Source organism: Longimicrobium sp. (genome assembly GCA_036389135.1).
Taxonomy (GTDB): Bacteria; Gemmatimonadota; Gemmatimonadetes; order Longimicrobiales; family Longimicrobiaceae; genus Longimicrobium.
In genome coordinates this window covers 17,046-40,219 of record DASVQP010000055.1, presented here as the reverse complement: position 1 = coordinate 40,219, position 23,174 = coordinate 17,046, and the positions used below count along the sequence as shown (strand labels likewise).

Annotated in this window: 21 protein-coding genes and 1 riboswitch; of the genes, 19 read left to right on the top strand and 2 right to left on the bottom strand. The window is 71.4% G+C overall.

Going from position 1 to position 23,174, the window contains the following annotated elements; translation table 11 throughout:
- Nucleotides 1–54 precede the first annotated feature (54 nt).
- From VF584_13565 to VF584_13510, 12 genes are all read left to right on the top strand, one after another.
- Nucleotides 55–483 carry a hypothetical protein gene (locus VF584_13565; GenBank protein ID HEX8211197.1) on the top strand — a complete coding sequence of 143 codons (429 nt, stop codon included), beginning with the start codon at nucleotides 55–57 and terminating at the stop codon, nucleotides 481–483.
- An 18-nt stretch (nucleotides 484–501) separates the two neighbouring features.
- Entirely contained in the window at nucleotides 502–939 is a 438-nt protein-coding gene (locus tag VF584_13560; protein ID HEX8211196.1) for a DUF3293 domain-containing protein, read from the top strand.
- A 598-nt stretch (nucleotides 940–1,537) separates the two neighbouring features.
- Nucleotides 1,538–2,191, top strand: a complete 654-nt coding sequence (locus tag VF584_13555; protein HEX8211195.1) for a CBS and ACT domain-containing protein — start codon at nucleotides 1,538–1,540, stop codon at nucleotides 2,189–2,191.
- Entirely contained in the window at nucleotides 2,188–3,372 is a 1,185-nt protein-coding gene (locus VF584_13550; GenBank protein HEX8211194.1) for an acetoin utilization protein AcuC, read from the top strand. Before VF584_13555 ends, VF584_13550 begins: the two co-directional genes overlap by 4 nt.
- A gap of 5 nt (nucleotides 3,373–3,377) precedes the next feature.
- The gene (locus VF584_13545) at nucleotides 3,378–3,902 is read left to right on the top strand and encodes a GNAT family N-acetyltransferase (GenBank protein HEX8211193.1); all 525 of its coding nucleotides are present in this window, start codon (nucleotides 3,378–3,380) and stop codon (nucleotides 3,900–3,902) included.
- Nucleotides 3,903–4,133: 231 nt separating this feature from the next.
- Nucleotides 4,134–6,116: a M1 family metallopeptidase gene (locus tag VF584_13540; protein HEX8211192.1), complete on the top strand. Its 1,983-nt coding sequence runs from the start codon at nucleotides 4,134–4,136 to the stop codon at nucleotides 6,114–6,116.
- Between the two features lie 474 nt (nucleotides 6,117–6,590).
- Nucleotides 6,591–8,192 (top strand): GAF domain-containing sensor histidine kinase, encoded by a 1,602-nt coding sequence (locus VF584_13535; protein HEX8211191.1) that lies wholly within the window; start codon nucleotides 6,591–6,593, stop codon nucleotides 8,190–8,192.
- Nucleotides 8,185–9,231 (top strand): tetratricopeptide repeat protein, encoded by a 1,047-nt coding sequence (locus tag VF584_13530; GenBank protein HEX8211190.1) that lies wholly within the window; start codon nucleotides 8,185–8,187, stop codon nucleotides 9,229–9,231. The genes VF584_13535 and VF584_13530 overlap by 8 nt, the downstream gene beginning before the upstream one ends.
- 102 nt (nucleotides 9,232–9,333) lie before the next feature.
- Nucleotides 9,334–9,585: a hypothetical protein gene (locus VF584_13525; GenBank protein HEX8211189.1), complete on the top strand. Its 252-nt coding sequence runs from the start codon at nucleotides 9,334–9,336 to the stop codon at nucleotides 9,583–9,585.
- 544 nt (nucleotides 9,586–10,129) lie between these two features.
- Nucleotides 10,130–11,827, top strand: coding sequence for a GAF domain-containing sensor histidine kinase (locus VF584_13520; protein HEX8211188.1), 1,698 nt, complete (start codon nucleotides 10,130–10,132; stop codon nucleotides 11,825–11,827).
- 48 nt (nucleotides 11,828–11,875) lie between these two features.
- Nucleotides 11,876–12,397 carry a hypothetical protein gene (locus VF584_13515; protein HEX8211187.1) on the top strand — a complete coding sequence of 174 codons (522 nt, stop codon included), beginning with the start codon at nucleotides 11,876–11,878 and terminating at the stop codon, nucleotides 12,395–12,397.
- Between the two features lie 17 nt (nucleotides 12,398–12,414).
- On the top strand, nucleotides 12,415–13,467 hold the full coding sequence (locus VF584_13510; GenBank protein HEX8211186.1) for a tetratricopeptide repeat protein: 1,053 nt from the start codon (nucleotides 12,415–12,417) through the stop codon (nucleotides 13,465–13,467).
- Between the two features lie 231 nt (nucleotides 13,468–13,698).
- Here VF584_13510 and VF584_13505 read toward each other — a convergent pair whose 3' ends face one another.
- Complete coding sequence (locus VF584_13505) at nucleotides 13,699–15,003, bottom strand: pyridoxal phosphate-dependent aminotransferase (GenBank protein HEX8211185.1); 1,305 nt, start codon at nucleotides 15,001–15,003, stop codon at nucleotides 13,699–13,701.
- Nucleotides 15,004–15,157: 154 nt separating this feature from the next.
- On the opposite strand from VF584_13505, the gene VF584_13500 reads away from it, so the two are divergent.
- Genes VF584_13500 through VF584_13490 form a run of 3 tightly spaced genes read left to right on the top strand, consistent with a single transcriptional unit; the run spans nucleotide 15,158 to nucleotide 18,726 of the window.
- Nucleotides 15,158–16,489 carry an AAA family ATPase gene (locus VF584_13500; GenBank protein HEX8211184.1) on the top strand — a complete coding sequence of 444 codons (1,332 nt, stop codon included), beginning with the start codon at nucleotides 15,158–15,160 and terminating at the stop codon, nucleotides 16,487–16,489.
- Nucleotides 16,489–17,742 (top strand): tetratricopeptide repeat protein, encoded by a 1,254-nt coding sequence (locus VF584_13495; protein ID HEX8211183.1) that lies wholly within the window; start codon nucleotides 16,489–16,491, stop codon nucleotides 17,740–17,742. Before VF584_13500 ends, VF584_13495 begins: the two co-directional genes overlap by 1 nt.
- Before the next feature lie 6 nt (nucleotides 17,743–17,748).
- On the top strand, nucleotides 17,749–18,726 hold the full coding sequence (locus tag VF584_13490; GenBank protein HEX8211182.1) for a tetratricopeptide repeat protein: 978 nt from the start codon (nucleotides 17,749–17,751) through the stop codon (nucleotides 18,724–18,726).
- 9 nt (nucleotides 18,727–18,735) lie between these two features.
- On the opposite strand, the gene VF584_13485 is transcribed toward VF584_13490, so the two are convergent.
- Nucleotides 18,736–19,137 (bottom strand): hypothetical protein, encoded by a 402-nt coding sequence (locus VF584_13485; protein ID HEX8211181.1) that lies wholly within the window; start codon nucleotides 19,135–19,137, stop codon nucleotides 18,736–18,738.
- A 124-nt stretch (nucleotides 19,138–19,261) separates the two neighbouring features.
- Nucleotides 19,262–19,363: riboswitch (TPP riboswitch) on the top strand.
- A gap of 170 nt (nucleotides 19,364–19,533) precedes the next feature.
- Between VF584_13485 and thiC the strand changes: the two genes are divergently transcribed.
- The 4 genes from thiC to VF584_13465 all read left to right on the top strand — a co-directional run bounded on the left by thiC (nucleotide 19,534) and on the right by VF584_13465 (nucleotide 23,120).
- Complete coding sequence (thiC, locus tag VF584_13480) at nucleotides 19,534–21,345, top strand: phosphomethylpyrimidine synthase ThiC (GenBank protein HEX8211180.1); 1,812 nt, start codon at nucleotides 19,534–19,536, stop codon at nucleotides 21,343–21,345.
- A 189-nt stretch (nucleotides 21,346–21,534) separates the two neighbouring features.
- Nucleotides 21,535–22,071, top strand: a complete 537-nt coding sequence (locus VF584_13475) for a MarR family winged helix-turn-helix transcriptional regulator (protein ID HEX8211179.1) — start codon at nucleotides 21,535–21,537, stop codon at nucleotides 22,069–22,071.
- 159 nt (nucleotides 22,072–22,230) lie between these two features.
- The gene (locus tag VF584_13470) at nucleotides 22,231–22,659 is read left to right on the top strand and encodes a cupin domain-containing protein (protein HEX8211178.1); all 429 of its coding nucleotides are present in this window, start codon (nucleotides 22,231–22,233) and stop codon (nucleotides 22,657–22,659) included.
- 284 nt (nucleotides 22,660–22,943) lie between these two features.
- On the top strand, nucleotides 22,944–23,120 hold the full coding sequence (locus VF584_13465; protein ID HEX8211177.1) for a hypothetical protein: 177 nt from the start codon (nucleotides 22,944–22,946) through the stop codon (nucleotides 23,118–23,120).
- Nucleotides 23,121–23,174 lie beyond the last annotated feature (54 nt).

The following is a 23,174-nucleotide window of genomic DNA, read 5'->3' as shown; positions in this document are numbered from 1 at the left end:
TGGCGACGGCGCCGGGTAGCCTTTATCGTGAACCTTCACCCAGGAGAGATCCCCATGAAGCGCAACCACGTCATCGCGGCCCTGGCCGCAGGAGCCGTGCTGCTCGCCTTCGCCGCCCGCCCCGCGCGGGCGCAGGAGTGGCGTCCGCCCAGCACTTCCATGCCCCTCATGCCCGCCTCGGGCGACGTGAACGACGGTTGGGCCGGCGGCCAGGGAAGCTGGTTCATCGCCAGCCGCGGCGGTGTGAAGGCGAGGGCGGAGGGGGGCGGCCGCCAGGCGCGCTTCGTCCGCTTCAGTGCGGACGACATGCGCACGCTGGCGGCCTGGAGCGACCGCAACGGCGACGGCCGCTGCGACATGGTGGAGGTGTACCGCGACGGCGCCCTCGCCGCGCAGGTCATCGACCCGGACTACGACGGCACCGCCAACGTGATGCGCGTCTACGGCGCGGACGGGAAGCTGGTCCGCGAAGAGCGGCTGTAGCACCCTGCGCCCCCGCCCGTGAGCGGCCCGCACGAGGCGCTGCGGGCGGCGTACCTGGCGACCACCTGGTCGGTCCGCGCCCCCGGGGGCACGCTCCACCTGGCCCCCGGCCGTCCCTCTCCGCGCCCGCTCCGTCCCGCCGCCATCGTCACCGCCTACAACCCGGCCTCCGTCCACGCTTCGGCGGCCGAGAACCGCGCCGCCGCGCGCCGCCTGCTCCGCGAGGTGGTGGCGCTGGGCGTTCCGTGCCTCCCCGCGCGCGCCCACGCTCCCGACCCGCGTTGGAACGAGCCCGGCGTCGCCCTCCTGGGCCCCGCCGCCCTCGATGCCGCCGTGCGCCTCGGCGTCGAGTGGGGCCAGAACGCCATCCTCGCCATCGACGATGCCGGCCTGGTCTCCCTGGTCGCCACGCGGCCCGGCTTCTGCGGGCGCGACCCCGGCAATGTGATCGGCTGAGAGTGCGTGAGTGCGTGAGGACCGCAGCCTGCCGGTCAGCGCTTCGAGGTCTAAACGCTCAGGGGCGGGGGGACGGGCCTGGCATTGGGTTCGCTTCGCACCGAACACAAGGGTAACGATGAGTTCGCTGACTGTCATTGTGCTGGTGGTGATTTTTATCGTCTACTTCCTCCCGAGGATCCGACGGGGAGGAGGTCCCCGCGGCCGCGGCCGATAGCCCGCATCAACTGAGCGGCCCCGGCATCATCTGCCGGGGCTGGGGTCAGGCTCCGGGGTGGTGGGTTCGGCGGCCTTTTTCAGTGGACGAGTAGACAAAGTAGTCCATATGGGGGGCGTGACGTGCCAGCCTCGCGCCATAGTCCCCAAGGCGGACCTCGCGTGGTTCCAGCGGCCTTCATTCGCTCCTGGAGGAGGGGGTCTGCGCATGCCCCGGCGGTGGGCAGACACGCAGGTCTGCCCCTACGAGATCTGTGCGCATTGCAGAGGTCGAAGTAGGGGAAAGGGTGGGCGTAATGAATCACGCCCCTACGAGGATCGCGGCGCGCCACAACGCACAAACGCACTAACGCACTCACGCACTTTGCTGGTCAAAAACCGCATGACCCGCGCCCCCGTCTCGGTGCCGGCCGACGCGACGCTGGGCGAGGCGCTCCGCCTCATGCGCGACCACCGCGTGCGCCACCTTCCCGTGGTCGAGGGCGGCGAGGTGGTGGGGATGCTCAGCGACCGCGACCTGCGCCTCGCCATGCCGTCGCCGCTGGGGATGGAGAGCGCCGAGGACGTCGCCGCCGCCGAGGGGACGCCCGTGGCCGACGTCATGGCGCGCGGCGCGATCACCGTGGGACCGTTCGACACGGTGGAGGACGCGGCCGTGCGTATGCGGCGGCATCGCGTCGGTTCTCTGCCCGTGGTGGATGCGGAGGGCGCGCTCCTGGGGATACTCACCGAGACCGACATCCTTCAGGCGTTCGTGGAGATCCTGACCGCCTCCGGCCCGTCGTCGCGGCTGGAGATCTCCCTTCCCGACCGCCCGGGCGAGCTCTCGCGCGCCATGCGGGTGATCGGCGAGGAGCTGATGATCAACGTCAACAGCGTGATGGTGACGGGCCACGACGCGGAGGGGCGAAAGACCGCCGTGGTGCACCTGGCCACCATCGACCCGCGCGAGGCGATCGCGGCGCTGGAGCGGGCCGGGGCGCGCGTGGGCTGGCCGTCGCTGGAGAACGACCTGCGGCGGATGGAGGGCGCGTGAGCCCGGTGAAGACGGCGCTGGTTTGGGACCCGGCGGTCACCGCTTACCGATTCCGCCCCGACCACCCCTTCAACCCCAAGCGGCTGGAGCTCTCCGTCTCGCTGATGGAGGCCATGGGGCTGCTGGAGGCGGAGCACGTCGGCATCGTCGCTCCGCGCCAGGCCACCGACGAGGAGCTCCTGCGCGTGCACACCCCGCAATACGTGGAGGCGGTGCGGCGCTTCAGCGAGCCCGGCGCGCGCGCCATCGAAGGCTGGCCCTGGGGCCTGGGTACGGACGACACCCCGCTCTTCCCCGGGATGCACGACGTGACCGCGCTGGTGACCGGCGCCACCCTGCGCGCCGCCGAGCTGGTGATGAGCGGCGAGTACACGCGGGCCTTCAACATCGCCGGCGGGCTGCACCACGCGCACAGGGACCGCGGCTCCGGCTTCTGCGTGTACAGCGACCTTGCGGCGGCCATCGCCTGGATCCGCGAGGCGCACGGGGCGCGGGTGATGTACATCGACTACGACGCCCACCACGGCGACGGCGTGCAGGGGATCTTCTACGATGATCCCGAGGTACTCACGTTCTCCATCCACGAGTCGGGGCGCTACCTCTTCCCCGGCACCGGCTTCGTGGACGAGCTGGGCGAGGGCGAGGGCTACGGCTACTCCCTCAACGTCCCGCTGGAGCCGTTCACCGAGGATGACTCGTGGATCGGCCTCTACGAGCGCCTCCTCCCCGACGTCGCGGACGCCTTCCGCCCCGACGTCATCGTGCTGCAGAACGGGTGCGACGGGCACACGTACGACCCGCTCACCCACCTTCGCGCCACCACGCGGCTGTACGAGGAGACGGTGCGGATCACCTGCGAGGTGGCCGACCGGCACTGCGGCGGCCGGGTGGTGGCCACCGGGGGCGGAGGATACGCGGTGTGGACGGCGGTGCCGCGCGCCTGGACGCTGGTGTGGGCCGCGCTCTCCGGCCAGTCGGCGCCGGACGTCATTCCCCACGCGTGGAACGACCGCTGGCAGGGGGAGTCGCCCGACCTGCTCCCCGAGCGGCTGCGCGACCCGGAGGGGCTCTTTCCCCCCGTGCCGCGGCGCGCCGAGATCGAAGCAACCAACCGCCGCACCGTCGAATCGCTTCGCCGCCAGGCCCTTCCGCTCCTCCGCGGGTGGGGCCTCGGCTTCTGAGACAGGTGCCCACCGAACCCGCCGCACCCGCCACCCTGCAGGGGCTGCTTCCCGCCGCAGTGTACGACAAGGAGAACCGATTGTCCGCCGTACGTCCGTACCGTCCCGACGACCGCGAGTCGCTGGAGCGGTTCTATGCCGACTTCTCGCCCAAGCGCGAGGCGCAGGGGCTCCCGCCGGAGGGTGCGCCCCGCGTGGCGCGCTGGCTGGACTCCATCCTCCGCGCCGGCACGCACCTCCTGGTGGAGCACGAGGGGCGGCTGGTGGGGCACGCCATGATCATACCGACCGATCGTCCGGGCGTGTCCGAGTACGCCATCTTCCTGGAAGAGGCGGTGCGCGGGCAGGGGCTGGGCACCGAGGTCAACATCCTGACGGCGCAGGTGGCGCGCACGATGCGCCTCGACCGGCTCTGGCTCTCGGTGGAGCCACGCAACCGGCCCGCCGTGCGCTCGTACGAGAAGGCCGGCTTCCGCTTCAAGCCCGAGACGGTGTTCACGCCGGAGCTGGAGATGGAGCTGGTGCTGTAACTGCGGCCTCACACAGAGACACGGAGGGGTACGGAAAGGAAAGAAGAGGGTGGCGCGGAGATGCGCCGCCCTCTTTGCGGTAGGAACATTGGGCGCCTGGACGGGATACATCGCGGGTAGAAGCGAATCACGCGGGCGGGTCCGAAAGTGGAGGATTCGGGCGCTGGCCCGCGTTTTGATCCGCCTGGGCTGGCTTGCACCCCCGCCCGTACCCTTACGCGGAGACCGGTCTTGAACAACTTCGTCAGCCACGCGGCTGTCCTTGCCATGCTCGCCATCGCCGGGGCCTGCGCGCCGGTGGCCGAGCCCATCGTACGGCCGCTTCCCACGGGACCCGCACTGGACACGGCGGGCCGCACGTTCGTGCAGCGCGTGATCCCCCCGCCGGAGTTCCAGGCGGCGGTGCAGCGCGGCACCCGCACCGAGACGGGCGCGCCCGGCCGGCGCTACTGGCAGAACCGGGTGCGCTACACCATCCGCGCCGAAGTGGACCCCCGCACGCCGCGCGTGACCGGGTCGGAGCGGATCGTGTACATCAACAACTCGCCCGACTCGCTCCCCGTCATCAGCATGAACTTCTACCAGAACCTGTTCCGGCAGGTGACAGGGGGGCTCACGATCACCCGCTTCCAGGTGGCGGGTCAGACGCTGGGCGAGGTGTCGCAGCCGGACTACGAGGCCAACCTGCGCGAGGGGCGCCGCACCGCCGGCTACCTGGTGAACGGCACGCTGGCCCGAGTGCTCCTGCCGCGCGCAATCGCGCCGGGCGACAGCATCGCCTTCGACATCGATTGGAACTTCAAGGTGCCGCCCGCCCAGGCGCCGCGCACCGGCTTCGAAGACGCGCTGGGCGGGCGCGTGCTGCAGGTGGCGCAGTGGTATCCGCAGATCGCGGTGTACGACGACGTGGTGGGGCAGGACGTGACGCCGTACCAGGAGCAGGGCGAGTTCTACCTGGACTACGGCGACTGGGACGTGCAGCTCACCCTTCCCGCGCAGTACCTGATCACGGCCACGGGCACGCTGCAGAACGCCGAGCAGGTGCTGTCGCCCGAGACGCGCGCGCGCCTTGCCCGCGCCATGCAGACGGACTCGGTGACGCGCGTGGTGACGCGCGCGGACATGGAGCGGGCGACCCTTCCCGGCACCGGCGGCAAGGTGACCTGGCGCTTCCGGGCGGAGAACGTGCGCGACTTCGCCTTCGCCACCTCCAACCGCTACCTGTGGGACGTGATGCGCGGCACCATCCCCACCGGCAACGGCGGGACGCGCCACATCCCCGTGCACGCGATGTACCGGCCCGGCGCGCCCTTTTGGGACCGCGCGGTGCGCCACGCGGACCAGTCGGTGGAGTTCCTGAGCCGGCAGATGGTGCCCTACATCTACCCGCAGATCAGCGTCAGCGAGGGGCCGATCTACGGGATGGAGTACCCGATGCTCGTCTTCATCGGGAAGCCCACCGGGCAGGAGGAACGGCTGTACGAGGTGATCGCGCACGAGGTGGGGCACGAGTGGCTCCCCATGATGGTGGGCCAGGACGAGGCCGCGTTCCCCTGGATGGACGAGGGGATCAACACCTACATGGAGGCGCTGGCCTTCCACGACTACTTTCCGCGCTCCAACCACTGGGTGGACCCGCGCGCGGCCACGCTGGGGGCCAGCGGGCCCGCCGCCCGGCTGCAGCCGCTGATGACGCACGGCGACCAGCAGAACGCGCAGCTCTACGGCGTCACGGCCTACTACAAGCCGGGGCTGCTGATGCGCTCGCTGCAGGCGACGCTGGGCGACGAGCTGTTCTTTCGCGGGATGCGCACCTACATGAACGAGTGGATGCTGAAGCACCCGTACCCGTGGGACTTCTTCAACACGATGGAGCGGGTGTCGGGGCGCGACCTGGACTGGTTCTGGTACCCGTACTTCTTCCGCAACGCGAACTTCGACCAGGGGATCGCGGCGGTGTCGACGGGTGCGGACTCGGTGCGCGTGTCGGTGCGCGACTACGGCCAGGCGCCCGGCCCCACGTTCGTGACGGTGACGCTGCGCGACGGGACCACCGCCCGCGCCACCATCCCGGTAGAGCGCTGGCTGCAGCCCTCCACCCGCCTGCAGACGGTCACGGTGCCGGTGAACGGCCCCGTGGCCCGCGTGGAGCTGGATCCGGAGCAGTACTTCCTGGACGTGAACCGGCGGAACAACGTCTGGGCGGGGAAGTAGGGGGACGGGCTGCCCGGGTAGAACTGCCGGCGGTTGAAACCGCTGCAACAACCGCGGGAAACCTGCCTTCGCAGGTTGCGGGGGCGGGGTTGGCGGGGGGCGGCGGTGCCGCATCGCCGGGGGCTGAAGCCCCCGGCTGGAACAACGGGAAGGCGGCTGAAGCCGGCTCGAGAACGGCCGGTTGCATCCTGAGCGCAGTACCGCCGCGGCCCCCTTTCGTCGCACCGCCCTCTGGCGCGGAGTCGAAGGAGGGGGGCCTTTTCGTGTGGCGGCGCCGCGTTCGTGACGCGCCGAGGTCTCTTCCCCGAGTCCGCGCAGGCGGACTTTGTGCTGTTGTTGCTGCGAGTTCACTCGCCCGGCCAGCTCCGCACAAGCACCAGCCGGCACCCGCCCACCGCCATCTGTCGCGCGCGTCCCTTTCGCGTCGTGGCACCTGACCCTATCCTTCGGGGACACCCCTCGTACCCCACCGGCATGCCCCACCGCGACACCCTGCTGCGCATCTACGAGTGCGGAGAGCCCGAAGCGGCGCTCCGCGAGCTTGCGCGCGCCATGGCGGGGCCGGAGGCGCGCCGGCGGGCGTGGTGGCTGGGGGCAAAGGGCGAGCTCAAGGGCGCCGAGCCCGCGGCATGCCCCCCGCCCGCAGAGGTGCTCCAGGGAGTGGCGCGCGGCGCGGAGAGCGTCACCCTGGCGGACGGGCGCGAGGTGCGCATCCTGGGTCTGCGCGAGGGGGGCGCGCTGGCGCTGGCCGCAGTCGCGTGGGAGGGCGAGGGGTGGCGTGAGATGGCCGACGCCTTCGGGCGGGTGTCCGCGCGCGCGGACGAGCTGAGGCGCGCGGAGGAGGAGCGCGACGAGCTCCGCCAGCGCGCCGAGGAGAGCGAGGCGCTGCACGTGCTGGGTCTGGCCGCCAACCGCACCCTGGACCCCGACGAGGTGCTCGCGCTGGTGGCCCGCTTCGCCCGCGCGCTGCTGGGCGCCCACTACGTCACCGTCAACACCGCCGCGTTCGACGGGGCGCTGCGCACCACGGCGTCGGTGGGGCTGCGCGCGCACGACGGCGAATCCGACGACCCCTTTGCGCTCCGCGTGGCCGAGGCGGGGAAGCCGGTGGTGCTGGAGGGCGAGGAGGCCGCCGCCGAGCCCTTCCACGCCGCCGAGGGGATGCAGGCGGGGGTGGGCGTGCCGCTCTCCCTCTTCGGCGAGACGTTCGGTGCGCTGGTCATCGGCTACCGGCGCGCGTACCAGCCCGCCCCGCGCGACGTGCGCCTGGCGCTGACGCTGGCGGGTCACGCGGCGGTCGCCATCGGCAACGCGCGCCTGCACCGCACGCTGGCCGAGCGGGGCGGAGAGCTGGAGCGCGCCAACGAGGAGCTGCGCTGGAGCACGGAGGCCAAGGAGCGCTTCTTTGCTTCCATGAGCCACGAGCTGCGCACGCCGCTCAACGCCATCCTGGGCTACCAGGACCTCCTCCTGGACGGCGTGGTCGGTGCCATTCCGGAGGGGGCGCGGTCGTTTCTGGAGCGGGCGCAGCGCGCCACGCGCTCGCTCCTCCTGCTGGTGAACGACGTGCTGGACCTTTCCAAGCTCGCCGCCGGAAAGATGGACCTCGTCTGCCACCCGGCACGCGTGCGCGCGATCGTGGACGAGGCGCTCGCCACCGTCGAGCCGCTCGCCGTGGCGCAGGGGATCACGGTGGAAGTGGTGTCGGCGGACGCCGTTCCCCTGATCTCCACAGACGCGGACCGCGTGCGGCAGATCCTCCTCAACCTCCTCTCCAACGCGGTGAAGTTCACGGACCGCGGGGGGATCACGGTTTCCATCGAGCCGGTGGCGGAGGGGGTGGAGGTGCACGTGGCGGACACGGGGCGCGGGATCGCGCCGGAGCACCAGGAGCGCATCTTCCACGAGTTCGAGCAGGTCCCGGGCTCCAGGGTGAGCGGCGGCACGGGGCTGGGGCTCCCCATCTCGCGCAAGCTGGCGCGGCTGCTGGGGGGCGAGCTGCGGGTGAAGAGCACGCCGGGCGAGGGCTCCGTCTTCACCCTGCGCCTGCCGCACGCGGTGCCGGCGGATGAGTGAGGCGCTCACCCCCGTCCGGCTCACGAAGATGGCGTCGGACCAGGAGCGGCTGGGGCACTGGGACGAGGCGGCCGGGCTGTACGCGCGCGCCTTTCGCGAGTCGCTCCACTCCGGCGCGGTGGAGCACGCGTCCGATGCGCTGCGAGGGCAGGCGCGGGTGCGCAACCGCGAGCGGCGCTGGGACGAGGCGGAGGAGCTGGCCGAGCTGAGCCGCGAGATCGCCGAGCGGGCCGGGCTGGCGCGCGCCGCCGCCCGCGCCGTCAACGTCGTCGGCCTCATCCGCCACGCCCGCGGCGACTGGACGGGGGCGCACGACTTCTTCGCCCGCGCCCACGAGCTGGCGCTGGACCTGGGCGACGACGAGCTGGCCGGCTTCGCGCTCCAGAACACCGGGGTGATCGCCAACCTGATGGGCGACCTGCGCGAGGCGCGCACGCTGTACCTGGAATGCATCGGCTCGTTCGTGCGCTCGGGGAGCAGCGCGAGCGCGGCGCTGGTGTACAACAACCTGGGGATGGTGTGCGGCGACCTCCGCGAGTGGATGGAGGCGGAGATCTTTTACGCGCGCGGAATCGAGATCGCGGAGCGGATCGGCTACTCCCCCGCCCTCGCCCTGCTCCTGGCCAACCGCTCGCAGCCGCTGATCGAGGTGGGGGACACGGAGAAGGCCCTCGCGTCGCTGGCCCGCGCGGAGGAGCTGGCCACGAGAATCGGAGAGCGGGGGGTGCTCTCTGACGTGGCGCGCTTCCGCGGCATCATCGCCCTGCGCACCGGCGACGTGGCCGCCGCCGAAAGGTCGCTGGAGCAGGCCCTGGAGCTGGCCACCGGCCCCGGCCTGGAGGTGGAGCGCGCCTCGGCGCTTCGCGAGCTGGGAGAGCTGCGCCGCACGCGGGGGCACACCGCCGAAGCACGCAACGCATTCACGGAAGCGCGCACTCTTTTCGCCGTGCTGGGCGCCGCGCGAGACGTCGCGGACATCGACTTTCGCCTCGCGGAGTTGGGCGAATCAGAGCCAACCCTGCAGCCAGTAAAGACTTAGCCTCGCGACCACCCCACCGTCCGTTTCCCGCCGTAGCACATAGGCACGTGTCCTGCTATACTGATTTTCACACGGTGGAAACGATGTACCAAGGAGGGCTCAATGGTCCGTGGGATGCGCATTGCGATGGTGCTGGGGGCGGTGGTTCTTCTCGCCTCGGCCTGTGGTACGGACGGGGGAACGCCGTTCTCGCCGGAAGTTAAGCCGGCGTTCGACGGGCTCGGGACGGGCGGGAACGTGACCGGCGGTGGGACCCAGACCACCACGACGTCGACCACCACATCCGGAACGACTGCACCATCCGACACCACCACCACGGTGGGTCGCGACGGGCTGGGGACGGGCGGCAACTAGACGGCACGGATCGGAAACCGGCGAGAGGCCCGCGCACCAGGTGCGCGGGCCTCTTTTGCCTGCGACGGGGGGCCCGGGCCCCCTCCCCCGCTCGTCACCTCGCGGCCCCTCCCCCAAAACTACCTGGGGGAGGGGCGTACGCATGCATCTCCGCCGGATGCGCGATTCTGTGGGGCGCGATTATCGCGCCCGTGCTCGCCCCCACATCGTCTCCCGCTCACCACGCGCACGCCGGTAGGGGCGGCCCCGCGTGGCCGCCCGTGCCCGCCCCCACTCCGCCCTCCAGCCCCACGCGCCGGCAAGAGACATCCCGGTGCGGCACCCGTGTCCCAGCGGCGCGCAGGACACCCCGCAGCTTTCCGCCGAAAATTTCCTCGCCGGCAAACAACAGAGTCCGGCAGATGCGCGCAAGTTCACCAATAACAGGCACTTGCGACGCACGAACCACCCGGAAGCCATAGCGTCGTCAAAGGGGCGAAAACGGCACGGAACGTGTAGCCCATCCACAGCGCCCATCGGCAGATCCTCCCACCCGGGTGGTACCATGCTGTCCGCCCTAGCTCCACGCTCAACGCCCCCGCGAGAGGGCGATCTCCTCCGCGCCGCCCTGCGCGCCGGGTGCCAGGACGACCCCGAAAGCGCACTCCGGACGCTCGCCGAGTCGCTCCCCGATGCGCCCCGCCTCCAGTGCGCGCTCTGGGTGGACGCGGACGCGGAGATCGTCGCCGCATATCCGCAGGGATTCGAGGCGGGGGCCGAGGTGCGCGAGGCGGCGGCCCAGGCCGTCGTCGCCGGGAGCTACGCCGCTTGCTCGCTGGGGAGGGAGATGGAGACGCGCTTCCCCGGCGCCGAGATCCTGGTGCTCCCCCTGGCGAAGCCCCAGGGAGCGCTCCTGCTGGCCGCGCCCGCGGGAGCGTTCGGGGATGCGGACGCGTGGGCGCCGCTCGCCGAGGCGTTCGCGACCGTGCGCGCGCGCCACACGGAGCTCGTGGAGGCGCGCGCGGAGTGCAGCCGCCTGCGCGAGCGCGCCGAGGAGACCGAGGCGCTCGACGTGCTGGGCCTCGCCGCCAACCGCACTCTCGATCCGGACGAGGTGGTGGGGCTGGTGGCGCGCTTCACCCGCACCCTGCTCGGCGCCGACTACGCCGTCGTCAGCACCGGCGAGGGCGGGCACCTGCGCGCCTGCGCGGGCGTGGGCGTCCAGGCGGCACTCCCTTCCGCCGAAGACGATCCGCTCGCCCGCTGCGTGGTGGAGGCCGGCAAGCCCGTGTACCTGGGCGAGGGCGAGGAGCTGCGCGCGGCCGACTTCGCCCTGCACTCCGCCGAGGGGATGCAGGCGGGGCTGGGCGTGCCGCTCTCCCTCTTCGGCGAGCACTTCGGCGCGCTGGTGATCGGGTATCGCGAGCCGTACCGCGTCACCCGGCAGGACACGCGGCTGGCGGTGACGCTGGCCCGCCACGCCGCCGTCGCCATCAGCAATGCGCAGCTCCACCGCGCCGTGGAGGAGCGCTCGCGCGAGCTGGAGGGGGCGAACGAAAAGCTGCGCGAGCTGTCGGCGGTGAAGGAGCGCTTCTTCAACATGGTGAGCCACGAGCTGCGCACCCCCATCAACTCCGTGAAGGGCTACGGCGACCTCCTGCTGCGCGGCGCCGCGGGCCCGCTTCCGGACCGCGCGAAGCTCTACCTGGAGAGGTCGCGGACCGCCACGCTGACCCTCATGGAGCTGATCAATGACCTGCTGGACTTCGCCAAGCTGGATGCGGGGCGATTGGAGGCTTCGCTGGAGCCGTGCCCCCTTCGCGAGCTGATGGACGCGCCGATCGCGGTGGCCGAGCCGCTCGCCAGCGCCCGCGGCCTGCGCCTCCGCTCCGAGCCGGGGGAGGACGCGCCGGTCCTGCGCACCGACTCCCGGCGCGTGAAGCAGATCCTCACAAACCTCCTCTCCAACGCCATCAAGTTCACGGCCGATGGCGAGGTGGTGCTCGCCGCGCGGGCGGACGGGGAGTGGATGGAGCTGCGCGTCTCGGATACGGGGCGCGGCATTCCCGCCGAGCACCTGGACCGCATCTTCGAGGAGTTCCATCAGCTCCCGGGCTCGGAGGGGACCGGGCTGGGGCTCCCGATCTCGCGAAAGCTGGCGCGGCTGCTGGGCGGCGACCTGCGCGTGGAGAGCGAGGTGGGCGCCGGATCGACCTTCATCCTCCGCATCCCCGGCGTGCTCCCCCCGCGCCGGGACGACTAGACCTGCCCCGCGGGGCGCCTTCTCCTCCTTCTTCCCACCGGGTTCGACATGCGCACCCTTCATCGCATCACCCTCGCCTGCCTGATCCTCGCCGCCTGCGCGCCTTCCCCCGAGCCGGGGCCGCCCGCGCGCCGGACGTCGCTCCTGGCGCAGTGCTCGAGCCGCGAGGGACCGGCGGGTACCGACTCGGCGGTCGCGAACAACGCAGGCGAAGCCACCCTCCAGGTGCGCGGCGCGGCGGGGCAGCACGTGCTCCACGTACCCGCGGGCGCCGCCGAGCCGGGGACGGTCTTCATCCTCACCGCCATGGCCCCGCCGAACGTGGGAGTGGAGGCTCACGTGCGCGGGCAGGGCACGTACAGCTTCCTCAACGGCCGGCGCGCCACGCTGCGGATCGACGCGGAGCACTGCACCACGGAGGAATATGGGAAGCTCCCCTCGCCGACGATCCTGCGCGTGGGGCGCGACGGCGCGCTGACCCCGCTCCCCAGCCGGCCCGGAGAGGGCGGGGCGCGCTCCCTGTCCGCCGAGCTCCCCACACTCAGCGGATACGCCATCGGGTCCAACTGAACCGCGTGTCGAACGTGATGTCCGCCGTCGAAGTGCCGCATGCGGAGCCGCTCTGCGCGGTGGCCGCGCGCGGGAAGGAGCTGGAGGTGGCGGGGCGGTGGAGGGAGGCGAACCGGCTGTACGCGTCCCTCTTCCGCCGGGCCGTGGCGGAGCGCGCCCCCTCCGCGGCGGTGGACGCGCTCCGGCGGCAGGCCAGCGTGCGCGGACGGCTGGGGAAGGTGGACGAGGCGGAAGAGCTGGCGGAGCTGAGCTTCGAGATCGCGGAGCGCTGCGGCCTGGCGCGCGCCGCCGCGCGGGCCGTGAACGTGCGCGCGACGCTCCTCCACACGCGCGACGAGCTGGCCGGCGCCGCCACGCTGTATCGCGAGGCCCTCGCGCGTGCGCGCGCCGTGCGCGACGACGAGCTGACCGGGCTCGTGTGCCAGAACCTGGGGGTGATCGCCAACATCCAGGGCGAGCTGGCCGAGGCGCGCGCGCTCTACCTGGAATGCATCGCGTCGACGATCCGCTCCGGCGACCGGACCGCGGCGATGATGGCGTACAACAACCTGGGGATGGTGTGCGCGGACCTGCGCGAGTGGCTGGAGGCCGAGCTGTACATGGACCGCGCCCTGGACGTGGCGGAACGGATCGGCCACCTGCCGACGGCCGCGCTTCTCCACCTGAACCGCGCGGAGCCGCTGATCCAGATGGGCGAGCTGCGGCGCGCCCGCGCCACGCTGGACCGAGCCGAGGAGCTCGCTGCGCCGCTCGGCGACCGCGCGACGCTGGCCGCCGTCCGTCGTTTCCGCGCAGTCATCGCGCGTCTTGAGGGTGACTTCGCCGCCGCGGACCGCGAGCTGGCGGACGCCGCCGAGGCGGTTGCGGGCGAGGGGCACGAGCTGGAGCGGGCCCAGATCCTGGGTGCCGTCGCCCGCCTTCGCTGGGAGCAGGGCCGCCGCGACGAAGCCCGCGACGCCCTGCACCGTGCCCGCGACTGCTTCGCCGCCCTCGGCGCCGCCCGCGAGATCCGGCGGCTGGACGAGGTGCTGGCGGGGTGGGTGGAGGTGGAGGCCACAACCGCCGGATGAGCATCGGGGGAAAGGCGCCGGGGAACGCCCGCAACGCCGGGGGATAAATCCCCCGGCTGGAACAACGGGAAGACCGCTGAAGCGGTCTCGGGTGCCGCGGGTTGCGGTGCGCGCCCGTGACACGGGCGCGATGAATCGCGCCCCTACCGTATCTATGCTGCACGCGCGGATTTCTCCCCCTCACCCGCCCTGCGCCCCCGCAGGCGGGGGAGGGGGCCGGGGGGAGGGGGCCTACTCGTCGCCCACCACCACCTCCCCCCGCGCCGCGCGCTCCACCAGCGCCTGGATGCGGCGCACCCCCTCGGCCACGAAGCGCTCCTCGGGGCCGAAGGAGAAGCGCGCGTAGGTGCGGAAGCGGGAGGGGCGGCCGCTGCGGCGCTTTCCGGGGTTGATGTCGAAAAACTCGCCGGGGACGCAGATCACCTGCTCCTCGATGGCGGCGCGAAAGAAGCCCATTCCGTCGTTCAGCGGGGGCGGGAGGTCGGCGAGGTCGGCCCAGACGTAAAAGGTGCCCTCCGGCTCCAGGTCCAGCCGCATACCGGCCGCACGCAGCCCGTCCACCAGGACGCGGCGCTTGCGGCCGAAGACTTCCTGGATCGCCTTCGTCTCCGCGCGCACCGCGCCGGCGTCCAGGAGGGGGATGGCGCTGCGCTGCAGGGGGCGGTTGCCGCCGCCGTCCAGGAAGGACCCCGTGCTGGACACTCCCTCGATGACGGAGCGCGGCCCCACCACCCAGGTGCACCGCCAGCCGGGGTAGCGCCAGTTCTTGGTGAAGCCGTCCAGGATCACGATCGGGTCCGCGTCCACGTCGTCCACGTAGCGCGCGGCGGAGACCATCCCGTCCTCCTCTGGGGCGCCCCACTGGTAGTGGCTGTAGAACTCGTCGAAGAGAAAGGTGCACTCCAGCCGCCGCGCCGCGTCCACCCACGACTCCAGCTCGGCGCCGCGGATGGAGCGGCCCGTGGGGTTGCCCGGGTTGGAGAGGAGGACGGCGGAGAGGCCGCGCCCCGTGATCTCGCGCTCCAGCCGCTCCACGTCGAAGCCGTACCCTTCGCTCCCCTCCAGCAGGATGGGGATGGAGGTGAAGAGGCGAAAGATGTCCAGCAGCTCCTCGTAGGCGGTGTAGTCGGGGAGGAAGTGGCCCAGGTTGATCTCCCCCAGCGCCGCCACCGTGCGGGTGAGCGACAGCCGCCCGCCCCCGCAGATGCACACGTTCTCGGCGGTGTACTTCGACTCCTTTCCCTGGCGGTAGAGCTGGTTGTAGAGCTCGGCCACCGCGGCGCGCAGCTCGGGGACGCCGGCCACCGGCGCGTACTCCTGGTCCGCCGGCGCGATCTCCACCTCGCAGATGCGCGGGGGCGCGCCGGGGAGGTCGCCCGTCTCCGGCATCCCCTGGCCGAGGTTGCACCAGTCCGGGTGCCCGTATGCGTAGCCGAGGCGCGCGGCCTCGCTCATCACGTAGATCACTCCCGTGAACGGCACCGGCCGGAATCCGGGCGCGCTGGGGAGGGGGATGTCGACTCTTCTGCGGTCCATGGGGAAGTGCGTGAGTGCGTGAGTGCGTGAGTGCGGGGCGGGTCCGCCTGCACAGCGCGGGCCGGGTAGTCGGCCTCCCGTCTTGACCCGGCACGCGCGCTGGCTGTATAGTCGCGCTCCACACTCGCCGGGCCCCGCCACCGACATCCGTACCATGTCCCAGATCTCCGACCGGCTCCGCGCGCTCCGCGAGGCCGTGCGCATTGCGCCGGACGACGCCACGCTCCGCCGCCTCCTGGCCGACGCGCTGCTGGGCGACGGCTTCCACGAAGAGGCCGAGGCCGAGTTTCGCGCCCTCCTGCGCCTCGACCCCGACGACGACGCGGCCCGGCTGGGGCTGGTGCGCGCCTTCCTGCGCCAGAACAAGAGCTCCGCCGCGCTCGTGGTGCTCGAAGAAGAGGTCCGCGCCGGCCGCGGCGGCGCCGAGGTGCACCTCCTGCTCGTGCGCACGCTGCTGGACGCGGGGGAGATGCAGCGCGCCCGCGAGGCGTACGAGGCCGCCCTCGCCGCGCACCCCGGCGCCGCGGACGTGGAGCTCGCCGCTCGGCTGGGCGCCATGCGCGCCGGCCCGCGGCGCCCGTCCGCGGTCGAGGGACCCGACGATGAGGACGACGACCTCCCCCCCGGCGTGGTCGAGCGGCCGCACGTCACCTTCGCCGACGTGGGGGGGATGGAGGCGCTCAAGGAGCAGATCGGCCTCAAGATCATCCACCCGCTCAAACACCCTGAGCTGTACCGCGCCTACGGAAAGCCGATCGGCGGCGGGCTGCTGATGTACGGGCCACCGGGGTGCGGCAAGACGCACCTGGCGCGCGCCACCGCCGGCGAGGTGGAGGCCGCTTTCATGGCGGTGGGGATCGACGAGGTGCTGGAGATGTGGATCGGCCAGAGCGAAAAGAACCTGGCGTCGCTCTTCGCCGAGGCGCGCAGGCAGGCGCCGTGCGTCCTCTTCTTCGACGAGGTGGACGCGCTGGCCGGCCGCCGCAGCGACTTCCGCAGCGGCGCGGGAAGGTCGCTGATCAACCAGTTCCTCGCGGAGATGGACGGCATCGACGACGGGAACGACGGGCTGCTGGTGCTGGCGGCCACCAACGCGCCCTGGCACCTGGACCCCGCCTTCCGCCGCCCGGGGCGCTTCGACCGCGTCCTCTTCGTCCCCCCGCCGGACGCCACCGCGCGCGCCGCCATCCTGGAGATCCTCACCCGCACCCGCCCGGTAGAGCGGCTCGACATGGCCAAGGTGGCCGGCAAGACGGAGGGCTTCTCCGGCGCGGACCTCAAGGCAGTGGTCGACCTGGCGGTGGAGGGGAAGCTGAACGAGGCGATCCGAGCGGGGCGCGCCATCCCCATCACCACGGCCGACCTGCTGAACGCGGCCAAGGCGATGCGCCCCAGCACCAGGGAGTGGTTCTCCACCGCGCGCAACTACGTGATGTACGCCAACGAGAGCGGGCTGTACGACGACGTGAAGCCCTGGCTGCGCTGATGGATGCCCCCTCGCAGCACCGGGAGCGCGGCTGGATCCTCGCCACGCAGGGCCGCCACGAGATGGCCGAGCGCGAGTACCGCCTGGCGCTGGCGGAAGACCCGCACGACGCGGTGACGCACGCCCTCCTCGCCATCCTGCTGGCGGACCTGGACGAGCGCCGTGCCGACGCGCTGGAAGAGGCGCGCGCCGCGATCCGGCTCGACCCCGAGGACGCCTTCGCGCACTTCGCCGAGGCGCACGTGCACCTGCAGGCGGAGCGCTGGGACGAGGCGGAGCGGGCCGCCCTCACCGCCATCGACATCGACCCGGACGACCCGCGCAACCATACGGCGCTCTCCTTCGCCCACCTGGGCCGCAGGCGGTGGAAGGAGTCGCTGGCCGCCGCGGACGAGGCGCTGGCGCTGGACCCGGGGCACGCCCCCGCGCTCAACCTGCGCGCCAACGCCCTGGTGCACCTGGGCCGCAGGGACGAGGCGGGCGCCACCCTGCACGGCGCCCTCGCCCGCGACCCGGAGAACGCGGACACGCACGCCAACCAGGGCTGGGCGCTCCTGCACCGCGGCGACCGCAAGGGCGCGCTGGAGCACTTCCGCGAGTCGCTGCGGCTGGACCCCGAGGGCGAGTGGGCGCGCGATGGCCTGGCGGAGGCGCTCAAAGCGCGCAACCCGCTGTACGCGGCAATGCTGCGCTACTTCCTCTGGATGAACCGGCTGGACAAGCGCACGCAGTGGATGGTGATCGTGGGCGGGATCTTCGGCTACAACGTGGTGCGCAGGGTGGCGCAAGCCAACCCGGGGCTCGCGCCCTGGCTGATGCCGCTGATGGTGGCCTACGCCGCCTTCGTGCTGCTGAGCTGGGCCGCCCCGCAGATCTTCAACGCCGTGCTCATGGCGAGCCGGGACGGGCGCTACGTCCTCTCGCCGGAGCAGCGGCGCTCGGGCGGGTGGATGGTGGCGGGGGGTGGGGCCGCGCTGGCGCTGGGCGTGGCGGCGCTCGTCACCCGCGCGGGATGGGCGACCGGCGGCGCCATCCTCTTCGCCGGCCTGCTCATCCCCCTGTCCGCGTCGTTCCGCGGCCCACGCGGACGCGCCACGCCAAAGATGGCAGCGGCCGCGGCCGTGCTCTACGCGCTGGCGGCGCTCTTCGTCGTGCTGCGGCTGATGGAGAACGAGGCGGCGGACGGTCTCTTCGGTATCGTCCTGCTGGGGATCGTCGCGATCTCGTGGATCTCCAACCTGCGAAGCCGGTAGGCGCGGATGTCGGTGGAAGCCGCGCGCCAGCTGGTCCTCGCGCGACGGCCGGAGCTGGCCGAGCGCGAGATTCGCCGCTGGCTCGCGCTCCACCCGCACGACGCGGCGGGGCAGGCGCTGCTGGCGTGGAGCCTCGCGCTGCAGGGAAAGCCGGAGGCGGAGCGCGAGGCGGAGGAAGCGGTGCGGCTCGCTCCCGATTGGGCGCACACCCACACCGTACTTGGTGAGGTGAGGCTGGAGCTGGGCCTGCACCGCACGGCCGAGCGGTCGCTGCGTGACGCACTCGCGCTCCGGCCGAACGACGCGCAGATCCACGCGCTCCTGGCGGCCTCCATCCTCGGACAGGGGAAGCGCACTCACGCGCGGCAGGCGGTCGCCACCGCCGAAGCCGGGCTCGCGCTCGACCCTGTGAACGCCGGATGCGCACGCATGCGAGCGCTGGGGCTCATAAGGCTCGGCCGCTTCTGGAAGGCGCGGCGGGCCGCGGCCTACGCGCAGAGCCTGGACCCGGAGCATGCCTACGGGCACGCCATCGCCGGCTGGGCCCAGCTCGCCACCGGGCGCCGAAAGGTCGCCCGCGAGCACCTGCGCGAGGCCCTCCGCTCCGACCCGCAGAACGAGTTCGCGCAGCAGGGGCTGTGGCGCGCCGACGAGTGGCCGGTCTTCGCGGCGGCCCTCGTGATGGAGACCGAGACCCATCCGCGCTGGCTGCGCGCCGCGGCCGTCCTGCAGACGGTCTCGGTGTCGTTGGCCGCAATGCGGGGCCCGGACGCCGTGGGCCCGCTCTTCTGTTCGCTCCTCCTTCTCCTTTCGGCGGAGGCATGGACGCTCCCCGTGCGCTTCACGGCCCGCGGCCGCGCACGCATGGAGGAGCTGCGCATGCCGGGCGCGCTTCCACCGCGCGAGCGGCTGCACACCCGCATCCTCCTGATGTGCATCTTCGCCGTGACGATCCTCCTCCCCCTCTTCGTGTACCTTCCCTAACTTCTCCGCTCAGCGGAGCTTCCACGCCATTCTGGAGAAGATGGTGCCGGAGTAGTCGTTCTCCGCAAAGATGTTGGTGGCCACCTTCAGCCGGGTATGTACGGTCACCCGAGTCGCGCGCTCCTCCTGGCGCGCGACGGCGACGCGTACGAGCTCACCATGGCTGACGAACGACATCCCCGTCGTGCCGACGATGATCCACGTCTTGGGCTCCACCTCGCGGGTGATCTCTATGCGGAAACCGGACTCGACCATCGCCTCCCGCGCCGCCTGGAGCGTCGAGTCGAAGGAGGCCTGGAACACGCGCGCGGTGCCGGCGTCGAGCGGCGCGTTCTGCATCCCGCCCACCGTGGCGCAGGCGGACGTCAGGAGCGCCGCGAGGAGCAGGATGGTGGTCGAGATGCGGTTCATACGAGATCGGCAAGTCGAGTAGAAGGGTTACGCAGACTAGCCCCGGGATGCGGAGAGCGCCACCCGCCGTCGCCACGCGGGCTCGGGCTGGTGCGGAGCGCGCGTCCCGGTTACCTTCTCCCGTGCAAGCCGCCAGGGGTACTTCGCTGCGATCAGCGGAGTTGAGACAGTCCCTTGGAACCTGATCCGGTTCACACCGGCGTAGGGAGCGCGGCGTGTCGCATCCGATGGACTGGTCCGCCCGCGCCGCTCACCACGGCCGATGCGCATCCGTACATCCAGGCGCCACCCCGGAGCTCCGGCGTGGCGCCTGTTTCGTTTGCAGGCGCCGCCCGGACTCCGCCGCCACCCCGTACCGATCCGGATCATCCCGCTTCCGCAGCATGGAGACGCACGATGATCGACCGAGCCCGCCCCGACTCCGCCACCGCCCCAACCACCGGCGACTACGGCGACGCCTTCCCCGCGTCGCGCAAAGTCTACGTCGACGGGCCGGTCGGCATCCGCGTGCCCATGCGCGAGATCGTCCTCTCCGGCGGCGAGCCGCCGCTGCGCGTCTACGACACCAGCGGCCCGCTGGGCGGCGACGTGCGCGAGGGTCTCGCCCCGCTCCGCGCCGAGTGGATCCGCGCCCGCGGTGACGTAACGGCAGTGCCTGGTGCCCAGTCCCCAGTGCCGAGTAGCGACCCACCAGGCACTCGGCACTCGGCACTGGGCACTTCGTCCCTCATCCCCGCATCGCTCCGCCGCCCGATCCTCCGCGGCACCGGCGGCGTCACGCAGATGGCCTACGCCCGCCGCGGCGAAGTCACCGCCGAGATGGAGTACGTCGCGCTGCGCGAGGGGATGAGCCCCGAGTTCGTGCGGAGCGAGGTGGCGCGCGGGCGGGCCATCATCCCCGCCAACATCAACCACCCCGAGCTGGAGCCGATGATCATCGGCCGCGGCTTCAAGGTCAAAGTCAACGCCAACATCGGCAACTCGGCCGTCACCTCCTCCATCGAGGAAGAGGTGGACAAGCTGCGCTGGGCCACCCTGTGGGGCGCGGACACGGTGATGGACCTGAGCACGGGGAAGAACATCCACGAGACGCGCGAGTGGATCCTGCGCAACTCGCCCGTCCCCATCGGCACGGTGCCCATCTACCAGGCGCTGGAAAAGGTGGGCGGCGTCCCCGAAGAGCTCACCTGGGAGATCTACCGCGACACGCTGATCGAGCAGGCGGAGCAGGGAGTGGACTACTTCACCGTGCACGCCGGCGTCCTGCTGCGCTACGTGCCGATGACCGCCAACCGCCTCACCGGCATCGTGAGCCGCGGGGGGAGCATCATCGCCAAGTGGTGCCTGGCGCATCACCGGGAGTCGTTCCTGTACACGAACTTCCGCGAGATCTGCGAGATCATGCGCGAGTACGACGTCTCCTTCTCGCTGGGCGACGGCCTGCGCCCCGGCTCCATCCGCGACGCCAACGACGAAGCGCAATTCGCCGAGCTGCGCACCCAGGGCGAGCTCAACAAGATCGCCTGGGAGTTCGACGTGCAGACGATGAACGAGGGCCCCGGCCACGTTCCCATGCACCTGATCCAGGAGAACATGGACCGGCAGCTCGAGTGGTGCGAGGAGGCCCCCTTCTACACGCTCGGGCCGCTCACCACCGACATCGCGCCGGGCTACGACCACATCACCAGCGCCATCGGCGCCGCGCAGATCGGGTGGTACGGCACGGCGATGCTCTGCTACGTGACCCCCAAGGAGCACCTGGGCCTCCCCAACCGCGACGACGTAAAGGCGGGCGTCATCACCTACAAGATCGCCGCCCACGCCGCCGACCTCGCCAAGCGCCACCCCCGCGCCCAGGAGTGGGACGACGCGATCAGCAAGGCGCGCTTCGAGTTCCGCTGGCGCGACCAGTTCAACCTGTCGCTAGACCCCGTCACGGCGTTGTCGTACCACGACGAGACGCTCCCCGCCGAGGGCGCCAAGATCGCGCACTTCTGCAGCATGTGCGGCCCCAAGTTCTGCTCCATGAAGATCACCCAGGACGTCCGCGACTACGCCGCCAAGCTGGAGGCCGCGGAGGCGGGGATGGCAGAGAAGTCGGCGGAGTTCAGGGAGAAGGGGAGCGAGGTGTACCTGCCGGCGGAGGTGGTGGTTGCCGCCGCGGCAGAGCGCGGAGTCGAAGCGGAGGAGACGGTCGCGGCCGATTGAGCGGTTCCGCAACCGTGGGGACGCGGGGAGCACGATGGTGCTCCCCGCGTTCGCGTTTTCACCCCTGTTGGTGACCAGCAATTCGTCCCCCGGATGCGCCACGAGATCGAAAAGGCTTGACTCTTTCGAAATAGTAAGTATCCTGATGTTCAGTAGGCTGATCATCTACAATCTCACGCGTGAGCACACGTGTCGTCCTCCACGCTGACCTCTCCCGCTTCCGACATCGTGTTCCCTGGCACCGCGCCGGGAGTACCGCTGCGGCGCCAGGTCATCCCGCTCTCCCGTCGCCTGTTCCAGGTCGGCATGGCCGCGGCGGCAGAAGCGCTGGATGGCGAAGCGCTTACGGCACTGGAATACGGTGTCCTGGCTTGGTTGAGGGACGATCCCGACATCGATCAGAACGCGCTTGCCACACGGCTCGGGGTGGACCGGACCACCGCCGGCATGCTCGTCTCCAGCCTGGAGGAGAAAGGCTTCGTGGACCGGCGCACCAACCCCGCGGACCGGCGGGCGCGCCTGCTGCGGCTCACCCCGGAGGGAGAGGCGTTGCGTGCGCGGGTGCGCCCCCGTGTGGCCGAATGCCAGGCCCGCATCCTCTCCGTGCTGGAGCCGGCCGAGCAGGAGATGTTGCTCGACCTGCTCGTCCGAGTGGTGACGACGAACGAGGCGTACATGCGACCCGGTGCCGGTCGACGGAAGCCGTCGCGGAAGCCGGGCTCCTGACGCGGGCTCTCGCTGTCGTGCCGAGGTGGGCTCCCACTCCCGCCTCTCGTGAAGGACCCCAACCAATAGAGGCGGCCCATGTCCCATCCAGCAGGTCCCGCTCCGGTTCTCTTGCAGGGCTTCGTGGTCCCGGCGGACGAAAGCCGCTGGGGAGAGCCGATGCACACGTCGGCGGAGCACGTCTGGACTAAGGTGTCGCAGAAGGACACCCGTGGAGCATGGTCTCTCTTCGAGAGCCGTGTCCCCGCTGGGTTCGGCGTGCCGCTACACCTGCATCACGAGCAGGAAGAGTGGTTCTGGGTTCTCCAGGGGGAGTTCGAGTTCGAGGTCGGAGGGGCGTTGAACCGTCTGGGCCCCGGGATGAGCCAGCTCGCGCCGCGGCAGATTCCTCACCGTTGGCGCAAAACGACCGACGGCGACGGGTGCATGCTCATTCTCGTCCAGCCGTCAGCCGGGATGGAGGACTTCTTCGATCAGTTTGCCCTCCTCTCGCCAGAGCAATTGCAGGACTTCGGCGCCATCAGCCAGCTGTTCGCCGCGTGCGGAATGGAGGTGGTCGGCCCCCCGTTGTCGGCAACGGACGGCTGAGCATCGGCCCTGGCCCCGTGTGCGGCCCCGCTTCCGCTACAGAAAGATCACCCTGGACTTGTGGAGGCGGAGGCGGGAATGGCGCAGAAGTCCGCTGAGTTCCGTGAGCGCGGAGGCGAGGAGTACCTGCCGGCGGATATGGGTGCGGGAGGCCCCCAGGCGGACGCGGCGGAAACGGTCGCGACGGATTGATCCATCTGCCGGGCAATGTGGACGCGGGGAGCACCGCTGGTGCTCCCCGCGTCGATGGGTGTACGATACGCCACGCATCCGGTACCGGAAAAATGCGAGTCACTGAAGCCGCTCCGGGCGCCGGCCCCCTACTCTATGTGACGGCCTGGTCGGGGCCGCGCTTCACCTCCGTCGTGCTCTACACCTGCACCGACTTCGACGAGGCGAGGGCGACGGAGCTCACGCGGGAGTTCTTTCGCCTGTCGGAGTACGAGACAGCGTCGTTCTGAGCGGCTCGATGCGCGCGAGCGTCGCCAAACGTTCGCTGCCCGGGGTCCCTGATG